The 14,368-nt window shown below is 70.4% G+C and carries 11 protein-coding genes; 5 read left to right on the plus strand and 6 right to left on the minus strand.

Translation table 11 applies throughout. The annotated features are described in order from the left end of the window. The 4 genes from KN815_RS20095 to KN815_RS20110 all read right to left on the minus strand — a co-directional run. A partial coding sequence (locus tag KN815_RS20095; protein ID WP_216343328.1) for an ATP-binding cassette domain-containing protein occupies positions 1–485 on the minus strand: 485 nt, incomplete at its 3' end. Next, positions 482–1,390 (minus strand): amino acid ABC transporter permease, encoded by a 909-nt coding sequence (locus tag KN815_RS20100; protein ID WP_216343329.1) that lies wholly within the window; start codon positions 1,388–1,390, stop codon positions 482–484. The genes KN815_RS20100 and KN815_RS20095, both read right to left, overlap by 4 nt. Positions 1,391–1,578: 188 nt before the next feature. Further along, positions 1,579–2,133: a GNAT family N-acetyltransferase gene (locus tag KN815_RS20105; protein ID WP_253209110.1), complete on the minus strand. Its 555-nt coding sequence runs from the start codon at positions 2,131–2,133 to the stop codon at positions 1,579–1,581. A gap of 399 nt (positions 2,134–2,532) precedes the next feature. After that, the gene (locus KN815_RS20110) at positions 2,533–4,017 is read right to left on the minus strand and encodes an MFS transporter (protein WP_216343330.1); all 1,485 of its coding nucleotides are present in this window, start codon (positions 4,015–4,017) and stop codon (positions 2,533–2,535) included. Positions 4,018–4,225: 208 nt separating this feature from the next. Between KN815_RS20110 and KN815_RS20115 the strand changes: the two genes are divergently transcribed. Further along, complete coding sequence (locus KN815_RS20115) at positions 4,226–4,891, plus strand: TetR/AcrR family transcriptional regulator (RefSeq protein ID WP_216343331.1); 666 nt, start codon at positions 4,226–4,228, stop codon at positions 4,889–4,891. Between the two features lie 57 nt (positions 4,892–4,948). Here KN815_RS20115 and KN815_RS20120 read toward each other — a convergent pair whose 3' ends face one another. Continuing rightward, complete coding sequence (locus tag KN815_RS20120) at positions 4,949–7,510, minus strand: PA14 domain-containing protein (protein ID WP_253209111.1); 2,562 nt, start codon at positions 7,508–7,510, stop codon at positions 4,949–4,951. Positions 7,511–7,762: 252 nt separating this feature from the next. Here KN815_RS20120 and KN815_RS20125 point away from each other — a divergent pair, with 252 nt between their 5' ends. The 3 genes from KN815_RS20125 to KN815_RS20135 all read left to right on the plus strand — a co-directional run bounded on the left by KN815_RS20125 (position 7,763) and on the right by KN815_RS20135 (position 11,760). Next, entirely contained in the window at positions 7,763–8,506 is a 744-nt protein-coding gene (locus KN815_RS20125) for an SDR family NAD(P)-dependent oxidoreductase (protein WP_216343333.1), read from the plus strand. Positions 8,507–8,797: 291 nt separating this feature from the next. Beyond that, on the plus strand, positions 8,798–9,253 hold the full coding sequence (locus KN815_RS20130) for a lamin tail domain-containing protein (RefSeq protein ID WP_216343334.1): 456 nt from the start codon (positions 8,798–8,800) through the stop codon (positions 9,251–9,253). A 92-nt stretch (positions 9,254–9,345) separates the two neighbouring features. After that, positions 9,346–11,760 (plus strand): glycoside hydrolase family 65 protein, encoded by a 2,415-nt coding sequence (locus KN815_RS20135; RefSeq protein WP_216343335.1) that lies wholly within the window; start codon positions 9,346–9,348, stop codon positions 11,758–11,760. 146 nt (positions 11,761–11,906) lie between these two features. On the opposite strand, the gene KN815_RS20140 is transcribed toward KN815_RS20135, so the two are convergent. After that, positions 11,907–13,178: an SLC13 family permease gene (locus KN815_RS20140; protein WP_216343336.1), complete on the minus strand. Its 1,272-nt coding sequence runs from the start codon at positions 13,176–13,178 to the stop codon at positions 11,907–11,909. A gap of 232 nt (positions 13,179–13,410) precedes the next feature. Between KN815_RS20140 and KN815_RS20145 the strand changes: the two genes are divergently transcribed. Next, positions 13,411–14,121 carry a FadR/GntR family transcriptional regulator gene (locus KN815_RS20145; RefSeq protein WP_216343337.1) on the plus strand — a complete coding sequence of 237 codons (711 nt, stop codon included), beginning with the start codon at positions 13,411–13,413 and terminating at the stop codon, positions 14,119–14,121. Positions 14,122–14,368 lie beyond the last annotated feature (247 nt).

The raw sequence follows: 14,368 nt of genomic DNA on the forward strand, positions 1-14,368 counted from the left end.
TGGCCGCCGGAGAGCTTGTCCGGGAAGCTGTCCAGCTTGTGGGCGAGCCCGACCCGGGTCATCAGCTCCACGGCCCGCTTGTCGGCTTGGGACTTGGAGAGCCCGAGCACCCGGCGCGGGGCCTCCACGATGTTCTCGCGGGCGGTCAGATGCGGGAACAGATTGAAGCTCTGGAACACCATGCCCATCGCCGAGCGCTGGGCGGCCAGCTCCCGGGGGCCCAGCTCATGCAGGGTGCGGCCGCGCAACTGATAGCCGATGACGCTGCCGTCGACCACCACCACGCCCTGGTCCGGCACCTCGAGGTGATTGACGCAGCGCAGCAGCGTGCTCTTTCCGGATCCGGAGGGACCGATCAGACAGACCGTCTCACCTCGGTGGATATCCAGGGAGATGCCGTGCAACACCTCGGCGCCACGGAACGACTTACGGATCCCACGCAGGGAGACGACCGCCTGCGATTGCTTTTCCGATGCCACGGTCATACCGAGTGCTCGATCCTCTTCACTTTCCCGGCCTTGTCGGCCGAAATCAGGGTGTGCCGTCCCAGCCGTCGCTCCAGGCGCTGCTGTAGAAGAGTGATGACGCCAGTGATGATCATGTACCAAATGGCGGCCACGATCAACAGCGGAACGGTCTGGAAGTTCTTGGCGTAAATGAGCTGGACCGAGTAGAGCAGGTCGGCCAGGGTGATCACGCTGACGAGGGAGGTGGCCTTGAGGAGAGATATCAGCTCATTTCCCATCGGTGGGACGATGACCCGCAGCGCCTGGGGGAGGGTGATACGGAAGAAGATCTGAGTCGGCGTCAACCCCAGCGCGGACGCCGCCTGATGCTGTCCCTCGGGCACCGCGAGCAGCCCCGAACGGATCAACTCCGCGATGTACGCGGTCTCATGGAGGGTCAGGCCGATGATCGCGGCGGTCAGCGGACCGATGACGTCGTTCGAGTCGAAGGTGATGAGACGCGGCCCCCAGGGAATGCCGAGGGACAGTGTCGGAAACAGTGCGGCGAGGTTGTACCAGAACAGCAGTTGCACCAGCATGGGAATGCTGCGGAAAACCCAGATGAACGCCGCCGCGACCGTGGACATAAGCCGGGAGTCGGCCATCCGCATAAGAGCGACCAGGGTGCCGGTAACCAGCGAGATCGCCATGGTCGCCGCGGTCATTCCAATGCTGACCCCGATGCCCTTCAGTACCCGGATTTCAAAGAAGTATTTCGCGACGGTGTTCCACTCGAAACGAGGGTTGGTGAATATCGTGGTGACCGCCATCGCGGCCAGTACCAGCACGATCGCATTGGTCACCAGAAGTCCGGGACGCCGTCGCTTCGCGCGGTTGAGCACGGTTGGCTCGGGTAGTGCATCGACGTTCGGGACTTTGGTCATGGTGTGCCTTCGGACGGTCGGGTCGCGGCAGAATTACCGCATCCTAAAACCGCACGTGCGGGCGTTCAGCAACAGTTGACACAGAACGGTCAACCGTAAACGGGGGAATGTGTCCGTCCGCCCGGAGCGGCCGAGTGGGCGGACGGACAGGCGGACGGACGGTGTCGGTGGACGGGGCTCCGCCGGGCCTACAGCGCCTTTTCGAAGGGCAGCGGGCCGATGGTCTCCGGGTCGGCCGAGATATCGAACAGCGGGGTGTAGCCGGTGGCCAGATACAGCCCGCGCGCCTCCGGCTGGCGGGGCCCGGTGGTGAGGTAGACCCGGCGGTAGCCGCGTTCGGCGGCCGACCGCTCCAACTCCGCCACCACCCGGCGGGCCAGCCCGCGCCGCCGATGGCCCGAATGCGTCCAGATCCGCTTGAGCTCCGCCGTCCGCTCGTCATACCGTCGGTACGCACCCCCGGCGACCGGCTCACCGCCCGCCAGCAGCAGAAGCAGCTCCCCGTGCGGCGGGGCGAACTCCTCGGCCGGATAGCGGTTCAGCTCACGATCGGCCGACCTGCCGTAACGGGTGGAGTACTCGTACGCCAGCTCGGCCAGCAGCGGCTCGACCCGCGGATCGTCCACCGTCACCCGGGCCACCGTCAGCCGGGGCGGGGGTTCGGCCGCGAAGGGCGCGCCGGAGCGCGGACCGGGCTGCGAGCCGTCGTCGGTGGCGGCGGTGCCGAGGAACTCCACGGACATGGGGTGACCTTTCGGGAAGCGGAGACATGGAGAGACGGGGGAGAAGCGCCCCGGAACCGGAACACGGCGGTTTGCGGGGTGATGGCGCGTCAGCCGCGGAAATGGCAGACCGGGGCCCTGGGATCGGAAGAGTCCGAGATCAGTGGAGGGCGGCCGGTGGGACGGCCCGCTGCCGGGTCAGCCGGAACAGGAGGCGGACCACACCCGACCGAAGTCGATGTGGTCGCGTGTGACCAGGGGCAGCTCAGTCCTCACCCGCATCATTCAGCCCCGCACGGGCCCGTTCCGTCAACCGCTGTCCACATGATGGCCCGTATGCGCCCCCGCCACGACAAAGCCGCCCGTATCCCCCGCCCGCGTGACGGAAGGGGGATACGGGCGGCTGTCGTCGGCCCTGGGTCAGCGGCCCGCCACCGGCTGCGGTGTGCCGGACCGCTCCGAGGGCGCCGTGAGCCGGTCCGGACCGCGGCCCGGCAGCAGCGAGGCGACCGCGAGCGCCACCAGCGCGGCGCCGCCGCCGATCACGAAGGCGGTGCGGAAGCCGTTCAGGGACGGGACCTCGGCGGGCCCGAACGCGGTAGTCATATGGGCGAGGACGACGCCCACCACGGCACTGGCGGTCGAGGTGCCGATGGACCGCATCAGGGTGTTGAGGCCGTTGGCCGCGCCCGTCTCGGACACCGGCACCGCCGACATGATCAGCGCGGGCATGGCCGAGTACGCGAGGCCGATCCCGGCGCCGATCACACACGAGATGATCACGACCTGCCAGGCGGCGTCCATCAGGAAGACGCCCATGCCGTACCCGACGGCGATCACCCCCGAGCCGAGCATCAGCGACACCTTGGGGCCCCGGGTGGCCGTGATCCGCGCCGACAGCGGTGAGATGGCCATCATCACCAGACCGGACGGGCCCAGGCACAGACCGGCGGTCATCATCGACTGGCCCAGCCCGTACCCCGTCGCCTCGGGCATCTGAAGCAGTTGCGGCAGCACCAGCGACATCCCGAACATCGCGAAGCCGATGACGATGGAGGCCAGATTGGTGAGCAGCACCTGACGCCGGACGGTGGTGCGCAGATCCACCAGCGGCCCGGTCACCCGCAGCTCCCACCGGCTCCACAGCAGCAGCACGACCACCGCGCCGCCGAACAGCCCGATGGTGGTCGCGCTGCCCCAGCCCCAGTCGGCGCCCTTGGAGATGGCCAGCAGCAGACAGAGCAGCCCGGCCGACAGCCCGATGGCGCCCACCAGGTCGAACCGCCCGCCGCCGCGCACCGGGGACTCCGGTACGAGCGCCAGCACCAGCGCGATCACCACCACGCCCAGGCTCGCCGAGACCCAGAACAGCACATGCCAGTCGGCGTGTTCGGCCAGCGCCGCGGCGCCGGGCAGACCGAGGGCACCGCCGACGCCGAGCGAGGAACTCATCAGGGCCATCGCCGAGCCGAGCCGTTCGGCGGGCAGCTCGTCCCGCATGATGCTGATGCCCAGCGGGATCACGCCCGCGGAGAAGCCCTGGAGCGCACGGCCGACGATCATGGGCGCGAGGGCGTCGGAGAGCGCGCACACCACCGATCCGACCACCAGCATCGTCAGGCTGAGCAGCAGCGTCCGCCGCTTGCCGTACATATCGCCGAGCCGCCCCAGTACGGGGGTGGCCACGGCGCCGGCGAGCAGGGTGGCGGTGATCGCCCAGGAGGCGTCCGAGGCCGAGGTGTGCAGCAGTCCCGGGAGATCGGGGATCAGCGGCACGACGAGGGTCTGCATCAGGGAGACGACGATTCCGCCGAACGCCAGGACGGCGACCACCGGTCCGGAGCGCGGCGGGTGGGCGGTCGTCGCCGCTTCGGAGGCATCGGGGGTCGGAGGTAAGGAAGTCACGGTGGTCCTTCGTCGGGGCGCGGCCGATCCACGTCAGGTGCGGCAGCAGTGTCGCATAAATTTGTGTAACTGGTACGTCAAATATAGCCGCCGCGCTCGCCCGTCGGCTCGGTGGCCACGCCGCGCGCCGGACGGCCACGAGCGGCACCCGAGTCGACTTGCGTAGCCTTGGGGCCTGGCACGACGGGGGCGAGCGAAAGGACACCGGATGGCCGGGACCGCGGAGGGGACCGTCCGCAGGGGACGTGGGCGCCCGCCCCGCCTGTCGCGCGAGCAGATCGTCCGCAGCGCCGCGGAGCTGGCGCTCCGCGAGCCGGAGGTCGCGCTCACCGTCAAGAAGGTCGCCGAGGCGGTCGGTTCCGCCCCCATGGCGCTCTACCGCTACTTCCCCGACCGCGACGATCTCCTCCAGGCCGTGGCCGACCGGGTCCTGGCCGAGACCCAGCACAAGGACCCGCCGGGGGAGACCTGGCAGGAGCGGCTGCGCTCCTGGATGCACAGCAGCCGCGACTATCTGCTGCCCCACCGTCAGTTGCTCCCCTATATGGCCGCCACCCAGCAGCCCGCCCGGATCTCCTCCCTGGTGACCCTGACCCGGATGCTGCGCCCCCTGCGGCTGACCGAGGACGATCTGGCGCTCGCGGTGACCCTCATCGGCTCCACCGTCATCGGCCACGCGGTCTACGAGACTCACCGCGGCCCCGTCTCCGCCCGCAAGCTGGACGCACTGAGCGAGGCGCTGGCCCGCTACCCCCAGGAGGAGAGGGAAGCGGTCGCTCCGCTGCTGTCGCGGCTGCCGCGGGCCCAGAGCAGGCTGTACGACGTGGTGGTGGACCGTACGATCGCCGCCATCGAGGCGCTGGCGACGGAATGACCCGCCCCGGGGCCGTCACGCCCCGGAACGGGTCATCACCATGGCCGAGCCGTGTGCCTAGGTGGTGCACTCCATGGACGCCGGGTCCGCCGCGTCGCGGATCAGCGCCTGATGGGCCCGGCGCAGCCGCTCCACATCGGGCTTGATCTCCTTGCGGTCATAGGTGAGCAGCCCGTTGAGCTCGCCCTCCACATCCGTGATCTGGGTGTAGACGGCTCCGCTGCTGCCGTTGCACGCCACCCGCTCGCGCACCTTGTCCAGCAGCTTCAGATACTCCTCGGTGTACTGGTCCTTGTCGACGCCGACATAGGTGTGCTGCACCGGCCAGGCATGGCCCGGTATGGCCAGGCCCAGGCCGCCGTACTCACCGGTGACGCCCGCCCGTGAGGCGTCGGGGCGCGGATCGCCCGGTCCCGGATAGGCGTGGATATCGGCGAGGTCGCCGTTGCCGGTGTCGTTCCAGCCGCTGGCGCCGTCGATGAGCCGGGTGGGGTCCCAGCCCTTGGCGAGCTCGGGCACCTTCGGGCCGCCGTACTGGCCCCAGCTCTCGTTGAAGGTGACCCAGATGGCGATCGACGGACTGCTGATGTGCTGGTCGATCATCCGCTTCATCTCGTGCTCGTACTGCGCCTGCGCCTTCTCCGACGGGGTGACCGTGTTCATGGCGGGCATGTCCTGCCACACCATCAGGCCCAGCCGGTCGGCCCAGTAGTACCAGCGGTCGGGCTCGACCTTGATGTGCTTGCGCACCGAGTTGAAGCCCATACGCTTGTGCATCTTCAGGTCGTACGCGAGGGCCTCGTCGGTCGGCGCGGTGTGCAGGCCGTCCGGCCAGAACCCCTGGTCGAGGGTGGCCATGGAGAAGATCGGCTTTCCGTTGAGCACCGTGCGCCGCTTGCCGTCCACCTCCTTGACGGCGATGCTCCGCATGCCGAAGTAGCTCTCCACCCGGTCCGCCGAGGCGCCCCGGCCGACCGTGACCTTGAGCTGGTACAGATGCGGATCGTCGGGGGACCACAGATGCGGCGAGGGCACGGGGACGGTCAGCGGCTTCCCGGTGCGCCCGGTGGCGGTGCCGACCACGCGCCGTCCGTCGTAGGCGGTCGCGGTGACCGGGACGCCGTCCCGCACCCCGCGGACCTCGGCGGTGAGGGCCTGGCCGGGGACGTCCGGGGTCAGCTTGAGCGTGTCCACATGGTCGGTGGCGACCGGCTCCATCCAGACGGTCTGCCAGATGCCGGAGGAGGGGGTGTAGAAGATGCCGCTGGGGTCGAGGCGCTGCTTGCCCATCGGCGGGTTCTCGCCGTCGGCCGCGTCCGTCGGGTCGTAGACGCCGACGATCAGCTCCTGGGTGCGGCCCGGCCGCAGGGCGTCGGTGACATCGGCGCTGAACCGGTCGTAGCCGCCGCGGTGGTCGGCCACCCGGGTGCCGTTGACGTAGATCTCGGCCTGCCAGTCGACGGCGTCGAAGTTCAGCCGCAGCCGTTTCGCGTCGCCCACCTTCCAGTCGGCCGGCACGGTGAACGTCCGCCGGTACCACATGCGGTCCTCATGGCGCTCCACACCGGAGAGCTTGGACTCCACCGGGTACGGCACCAGGATCCGCTCCTTGAGCCGCTGCCCGACGGGCGGCTTCTCCCCCTTCTTCGCGGCGGCGAACTGCCAGTCGCCGTTGAGGTTGCGCCACTGATCACGGGTGAGCTGGGGGCGCGGGTACTCGGGGTGGGCGTTGTCCGGGCCGACGTCCTTGGCCCAGGGGGTGCTGAGCTGATACGTCGAGGTGTTGCCGCCGAAGGACACATACGGCTCGATGGCGCCGTCGCCGTCCTCCAGGCCGCCCTCGCCGTCATAGCGCACAACGGCCTCGCCGCCGCGGCCGACCACCGGCTCCTTCAGGGCGAGCAGCAGCTTGGACGGATCGGAGGCGTCCAGCCGGGCGCGCCCGAGCGGCCAGGCCGCGCCGCCGATGACGGCGGTCAGATGTGACGTCAGATTGGCCGGGGGAGTGGTCAGGGGCTGGGCGAAGTCCAGCAGCAGGGTGCGGCCGTCGGGCTGGACGGCGCTGGCCAGGGGGCCGTCGTAGGCGAAGTCGGCGGGCAGCCGGAAGGCGGAGGCGGGCACGGGCGCCTTGGCCGCGCCCGGCGGGGTCCAGGACAGATGGAGGTTGGAGCCGCCGTAGTGCTCGAAGTACTCGACCTTGATGTCGTACGCCTTGCCCGCGGTGAGCTCGACGGGCTGGGAGGTCTGCTCCTTGTCCCAGTCGTCCACCCAGTGGTCGATGACCGGTTTGCCGTCGATCCACAGCCGGAAGCCGTTGTCGCCGGTGATCGAGAAGGTGTGCGCACCGGAGCGCTCCGGTGTGATCTGGCCGGTCCAGCGGACGCTGACGTCGTCGGACCGTCCGGTGGTGGCTTGCAGCCGCGGCTCCAGATTGTCGAAGTCCAGGGCGGTGTCGAGGCTGGTGGCCTTCAGCTCGTGGAAGTCGAAGGCCCCCGAGGCGGACTGGAGGTAGTAGTCGCCGCGGAGGCCGTGGACGACCGGGGAGTCGTCGGAGCGGGTGTCGGCCGCGGCCGGACCTGGACCGGTCAGCAGACCGAGCGCGCCAAGCGCCAAGGCCACGGTCGCGACCACGGATCTGGCGAAAGATGAACGAAAACGCACATGTCCTCCTTGCTGGAACAGCTACTGAGGCTGCTGCTGGGACAAGTGGGGCGCCGCCATTGCGCCATCCCCAACAGAACCTGTCAATAGTGAACGCAAGGCAACAGCTTGCCTGTTGGGTACTGAGCCTTGACGGGAGTGCGCTTTCTCCCTAGCGTGCGGTTCATAGATGTGACTGGAATTCAATAAGCTGCACGGAGGAGGCCCGTGATGGGGCGACGGATCGTGGTGTCGGGCGGCGGTACCGGCATAGGACTGGCGGCCGCGGAGACCTTCGCCGCCGAAGGGGACCGGGTGGTCATCCTCGGGCGCCGCGCCGAGGTGCTGCGCACGGCGGCGGACAAGCTCAACGCCGCCTACGGCCCCGACCTGGTCACCTGGACCAGTGCGGACCTCAGCGACCCCGGGCAGACCCGGCGCGCCGCCGAGTCCATCGCGGCGGACGGCGGGGTGGACGTCGTCGTCACCAACGCCGGAGGCAATGTCGCGGCCTCCAACGACGGCACCCTCGAAGGCATCGCCGACCAGTACCAGCGGAACTTCGCGGCCAACGTGCTGACCGCCGTACTGCTCACCGAGGCGCTGCTGCCCCACCTCACCCGGCCCGGCGGCCGGATCGTCCATCTGTCCTCGGTCGCGGCGCTGCGCGGCCCCGGATCGTACGGCGGCACCAAGGCCGCGCTGCACACCTACACCTTCGAGCTGGCCAAGCGGCTCGGCCCGGAGGGCGTCACCGCCAACGCGGTGGCCCCCGGCTATGTCGAGGACACCGAGTTCTTCGGCGACCGCGGTACGCCCGAGTTCATCGCCCAGCAGATCGGGCAGACGCTCACCGGACAGCCCGGGACGCCCGTCGAGATCGCGGCCGCCATCCGCTATCTGGCCTCCCCGGAGGCCGCGTATGTCACCGGGCAGGTCCTGCACATCAACGGGGGCGCGCAGTTCGGCCGCTGACCGCGCCTCACCCCCGGCGCCCCCGCCGGACAGAGCCGCGGATCCGATCCGCGCCAGGGCAGCACGGATCGGATCCGCGCTAGGGCCATACGGCCCTGGAGCAAGGGCCGCGCAGCCCTGCCGCCGCGTTCAGCCGTGGTCCAGTCTGGTCCTCCACACAGGTGGGGGGAAGACGGACGGACGGCCGCGCCGAAGGAGTCAGCTCGCTGACTCCAAACCATCTTCGGGCGCGGCCGCCCGTCCGTCCTGCGTTACCACTGCTTCACCACGCACCACGCAAGGGGGGACCTCATGTCCGCATACACCGCCCGCATCGGCGCGGCACTCGCCGCCGGCTGCGCGATCGCCCTGCTGTACCCGGCGACGCCCGCCGGTGCCGCGGGCTCCGTACACCTTTCCAAGATCTACTACGACTCGCCCGGCACGGACAACCGGAGCAACTCCAGCCTCAACGGCGAGTACGTCCAGATCAAGAACTCCACCTCACGCGGGGTCAGCCTCAAGGGCTGGGTGCTCGTCGACGCGAGCAACCACAAGTACACCTTCCCGAGCTACACCCTCGGCGCGGGCAAGACCGTGACCGTGCGGACCGGCTCCGGCTCGGACACCTCGGCCACCAAGTACCAGGACCGCCGGGCGTACGTCTGGAACAACGACGCCGACAAGGCCACCCTCCGCAAGACCGGCGGCTCCACGGTCGACACCTGCTCGTACAACAGCAGCCGGGTCGACTACAAGATCTGCTGAGCGACCGCCGCGCGGGGGCGCGGCGCAGCCGGTGAAGTCCCGCGGCCCGGACGACAATGGGGGTGTCGAGGGAGGAGAGCCGGTGAGCGGCCGTGGCGGACTGGGTGTGGGAGTACGAGGGCTATGAGCCCGGCGAGGAGCGGCTGCGCGAGTCGCTGTGCACGCTCGGCAACGGCTATCTCGCCACCCGGGGCGCGGCCTGCGAGGCGGCGGCCGATGAGACGCACTACCCGGGCACCTATGTGGCGGGCTGCTACAACCGGCTGACCTCGGTGGTCGGCGGACGGCGGGTCCAGAACGAGGACCTGGTCAACCTGCCGAACTGGCTGCCGCTGCGCTACCGCGTCCACGACCCGGACCGGCCCGTCGGCACCGGCGGCTGGCTCACACCCGACGGGGACGAGCTGACCGGCTACCGGCAGACCCTCGACCTCCGGCACGGCACCCTCCTGCGGCGGCTGCGGTACACCGACCGGCACGGCCGGGTGCTCCACGTCGACCAGGAGCGGCTCGTCCACATGGGCGATCCGCACCTGGCGGCGATGCGCATCACCTTCCGGGCCGAGGGCTGGTCCGGCAGCGTCGAGCTGGAGTCGGGGCTCGACGGTGCCGTGGCCAACACCGGCGTGGCCCGCTACGCCGCGCTCTCCGGCCGCCATCTCGTCGACCGGCGCACCGGCGCCGCGAGCCCCGAGACCGTATGGCTGAGCTGCCGCACCACCACCTCCGAGGTACGGGTGGCCATGGCCGCGCGCACCCGGGCCGTCCGCGGCGCGCCCACCGGCAGCGGGCAGCGGCTCACCGAGAGCGCGGCGGTGCGCACCCTGGCCGTGCCGGTCGGGCCGGACGCCCCGGTCATCGTCGAGAAGACCGTGGCGGTGTACACCTCCAAGGACCCCGCGATGAGCGATCCGACCCAGGCCGCCCTCGACGGAGTGGCCCGGGCGCCGGAGTTCGGGAAGCTGCTGGCCTCCCATCACACCGCCTGGGAACACCTGTGGCGCGAAGCGGCGCTGGAGGTCCCCGGCGAGGCGGGCCACATCCTGCGGCTGCATCTGTTCCACATCCTCCAGACGCTCTCGCCGCACACCGCGGAACTGGACGTGGGCGTCCCGGCCCGCGGCCTCCATGGCGAGGCGTACCGCGGCCATGTCTTCTGGGACGAGCTGTTCGTGCTGTCGTATCTGAACCTGCACTTCCCCGAGGTGTCCCGGGCCCTGCTGCACTACCGCCACCGGCGGCTGCCCCAGGCGTGCCGCGCCGCCGCGGACGCCGGGCGGGCCGGGGCGATGTACCCGTGGCAGAGCGGCGGCGACGGCCGTGAGGAGACCCAGACGCTGCATCTGAACCCGCGCTCCGGCCGCTGGCTGCCGGACCACTCCCGGCTCCAGCACCATGTGGGCTCGGCCGTGGCGTACAACGTGTGGCAGTACTGCCAGGCCAGCGGCGACACCGACTTCCTGTACACCAAGGGCGCCGAGATGCTGGTGCAGATCGCCCGCTTCTGGGCGGACACCGCCGTCATGGATCCGGACCACGGGCGGTACCGCATCCGCGGGGTGGTCGGGCCCGACGAGTATCACGACGGCTATCCCGGCACCGACCGCCCCGGGATCGACGACAACGCGTACACCAACGTCACCGCCGCCTGGGTGCTCGACCGGGCCCTGGAGCTGGCCCGTACCCTGCCCGAGCCGCGCCGCCGCGAGCTGTTCGAGCGGGTGGGCCTGGACCGCGCGGAGCCGGAGCGCTGGGAGGACGTCTCACGGCGGCTGCTGGTCCCCTTCCACCGGGGCGTCATCGGCCAGTTCGAGGGCTACGGGGAGCTGGCCGAACTCGACTGGGACGGCTATCGCGCCCGCTACGGCGACATCCGCCGGCTGGACCGGATCCTGGAGTCCGAGGGTGACTCCGTCAACCGCTACCAGGTCTCCAAACAGGCCGACGCGCTGATGCTCGGTTACCTCTTCGCCCCCGCCGAACTGTCGGGCCTCTTCCGGCGGCTCGGCTACGTCCTGGACGACGACGTCTGGCAGGCCACCGTGGCGTACTACCTGCCCCGGACCAGCCATGGCTCGACCCTCAGCGAGCTGGTGCACGGCTGGGTGCTGGTGCGGGCGCGCCGGGCCGAGGCGTGGCGGCACTTCCAGGAGGCACTGCTCGGTGACGTGGCGGACGTCCAGGGCGGCACCACCGGCGAGGGCATCCACCTCGGCGCCATGGGCGGCACCCTCGATCTGGTGCAGCGCGGCCTGACCGGGCTGGAGACCCGCGAGGACGCGCTGTGGCTGGACCCGGTGCCGCTGCCCGAGCTGTCCGGGCTGTCGGAGTACCGGTTCTCGGTGCGCTATCGCGGCCACTGGGGCGTCGCCCTGCGGGTGCGGGCCGGGAGGCTGTGGATCAGCGTGCCGGACTCGGAGGAGTCCCCGATCGAGGTGCGGCTCGCCGACCGCTCGCTGACCGTCGCCCCGGGCGAATCCCGCTGGGTTCCGCTGCCGCCCGGCTGAGCCCGCGGGCTGAACGCGCGCGCTTGACCCGTGTGCTTAGCCCGCGCGCTGAACCCGCGCGCTGAACTCGCGGGCTGAACCCGCGCGCTGAACTCGCGGGGTGAGCTCGCGGGCTGAGCTCCGGGTGGGAGTTCCCTTCGGCCCGCTCAGCCGAGGCCGGGGACCACCAACGCCAGCCAGACGACCGGGGGCACCGCTACCACCATGATCCCGCCGTAGACCATCAGTTGCCGGAAGAACCGGTCCCGGTCCACATCCGGCGCGTTGGCCAGCACCAGCGCCCCGTTGGTCGAGAAGGGGCTGACATCGACGACGGTCGCCGACACCGCGAGGGCCGCGATCATCCCCACCGCGCCGATGTCGCCCTGGGCCAGGAAGGGGACGGCCAGCGGGATCAGCGCGCCCATGATTCCCACCGAGGAGGCGAAGGCGGAGACGATCGCGCCGATGTAGCAGAGCAACAGGGCGGCGAGCAGCGGAATCCCGATGTCGCCGACCGCCTTGCCCGCGTAGTCGATGGTGCCCATCTCGTCCAGCACCCCGACATAGGTGAGCACACCGCAGATCAGCAGCACAGTGGGCCAGGTGACCTCGTTGACGGCCTTCTTGCCGTGGTCCGGCCAGAAGACGCTCAGGGCCACGGCGAGGGTGATCGAGGTGAGCCCGGCGTCCAGATCGAAGGCGAGCACCGCGACCACCAGCACCACCAGCGCGCTCAGCGTGGCGATACGGGCCGGGGTGAGCCGGCCCTCCGCGTCGACCGGAGCTTCCCCGGCGCCGTCCTCCCGCGCCTGCCCTGCGGCGACGGCGGTCCTGGGGAGCTTCAGCCCGCCGCAGACGACGAAGACGACGGCGGCGATGATCAGGTTGACCACCAGGCTCGCGAGAAACAGCGTGACCTCGTTGCCGGGCAGCTTCTCCCGGTCCACGATGCCGTTGACGATCGAACCGTAGATGCTGATCGGGGAGAAGCCGCCGCCCTGGGCGCCGTGCACCACCATGGCGCCCATCAGCAGCGGGCTGATGTGGTACCGCGCGGCGAAGGAGAGCGCGAGCGGGGCGACGATCGCGACCGCCGCCGGGCTCACCGCCCCGATCGCGGTCAGCAGCCCGCTGATCGCGAACATCACCCAGGGGATCAGCGCGACCCGCCCGCCCACCAGCCGGATCGCGGCGTGTACCAGCCAGTCGGTGGTGCCGTTCGCCCGGGCGAGGGCGAACAGATACGTCACCCCCACCAGCACCACGAACAGATCGCCCGGGAACCCGGCGAAGATATGGTCCGCGCTGAAGTCGGCGACCAGCTCGCCCACGCCGAAGGCGGCGGCGAAGGACAGGGCGCCCATGTTGATCGAACGAGTGGTGGCGATGACGAAGACCACCACCAGCACGAGTATCGAGATCAATTCGTCGGACATCGCGCGCTCCCGTCACGGGGACCCGGCCGGCGGACCGGGGACGGTCGGGCCAAGTGGCCTGCTGGCTGACTCACGTTGGGGGCCGGGCAGTTCGGCAGTCAAGACATCGGTGGCAGATTGGCTCAGCCAGTTGACCAATGCTCCACCGGTCCGTCAGACCACCGCACCAGCCCTCCACCCGGTGCTACGCTGCGAATCGGGGCCATCACAAACCGCGATGGGGGGAGCCCGTATGGCCGGGGACGCGCTGCGACCGATGAACCGTCAGCGTCTGTACGAGCAGGTGCTGGAGAGGCTGCGCGCCTACGTCGAGGAGGGCGGGCTGCGCGCGGGCGACCGGCTGCCGACCGAGCGCGAACTGGCCCAGCGCCTCGGGATCAGCCGCGCCTCCGTCAAACAGGCCATCGTCGTCCTCGAGGTGCAGGGGCTCGTCGAGGTGCGCCAGGGCGGCGGTATGCGCCTGCTGCGCGACAGCCTCGACACCGAGCCCGTCGAGCGGCTGGTCGAGCGCCGCCGCAGGCTGCCCGATGTGCTCGACGCCCGTGAGGCGCTGGAGACCAAGCTGGCCGAACTCGCCGCCGAGCGCCGCACCGACGACGACCTCATGGCCCTCCAGCAGGCCCTGATCTGGATGGAGGACGAGATCGAGTCCGGGCGCCACGGCATCGAGGGCGACCGCCGCTTCCACGCCGCCGTCACCGCGGCCGCGCACAGCCCGCTGCTCGGCGAGTTCATGCGCTCCATCGCCGACCAGATCGCCGAGAGCCGCGAGGAGTCGCTGCGTCAGCCCGGCCGTCCCAGGCGGTCGCTCGGTCAGCACCAGAGCATCCTGGACGCCATCGCCGAGCGCCGCCCCAAGGCCGCCGCCGCGGCCATGCGCCGCCATGTCCGCACCGTCGCCCAGGTGCGGCTGCTCAACTGGAATCCGGACGACGCCCCGTGAGTCCGCGCGGGTATCCGTTCCGAGTGTGACCGATCACGGTCTTGGTCTGGACTTTCCCCCCTGGCTCGCTAGGCTCGGCGCGATCGAGGCGTGAAAGCGCTCTCACCCGCCGAACAGAAGGGGAACTTCCATGAGACGGAAGCCCGTTGTCCGTGCCGGACTGTCCGCACTCCTCGTCCTCGGCGCCCTCTCGGGCGCCGGCGGGGCCTTCTCGACCGCCGCCGCGGCCTCCGGCGCCGACGCCCCC

It is taken from the genome of Streptomyces niphimycinicus, from assembly GCF_018883605.1.
Classification (GTDB): Bacteria; Actinomycetota; Actinomycetes; order Streptomycetales; family Streptomycetaceae; genus Streptomyces; species Streptomyces niphimycinicus.

Excerpts from the sequence above, each read along its gene's own strand:
- KN815_RS20100 (WP_216343329.1), bottom strand. The coding sequence starts at position 1,390 with ATGACCAAAGTCCCGAACGTCGATGCACTACCCGAGCCAACCGTGCTC.
- KN815_RS20105 (WP_253209110.1), bottom strand. The coding sequence starts at position 2,133 with ATGTCCGTGGAGTTCCTCGGCACCGCCGCCACCGACGACGGCTCGCAG.
- KN815_RS20115 (WP_216343331.1), top strand. The coding sequence starts at position 4,226 with ATGGCCGGGACCGCGGAGGGGACCGTCCGCAGGGGACGTGGGCGCCCG.
- KN815_RS20125 (WP_216343333.1), top strand. The coding sequence starts at position 7,763 with ATGGGGCGACGGATCGTGGTGTCGGGCGGCGGTACCGGCATAGGACTG.
- KN815_RS20130 (WP_216343334.1), top strand. The coding sequence starts at position 8,798 with ATGTCCGCATACACCGCCCGCATCGGCGCGGCACTCGCCGCCGGCTGC.
- KN815_RS20140 (WP_216343336.1), bottom strand. The coding sequence starts at position 13,178 with ATGTCCGACGAATTGATCTCGATACTCGTGCTGGTGGTGGTCTTCGTC.
- KN815_RS20145 (WP_216343337.1), top strand. The coding sequence starts at position 13,411 with ATGGCCGGGGACGCGCTGCGACCGATGAACCGTCAGCGTCTGTACGAG.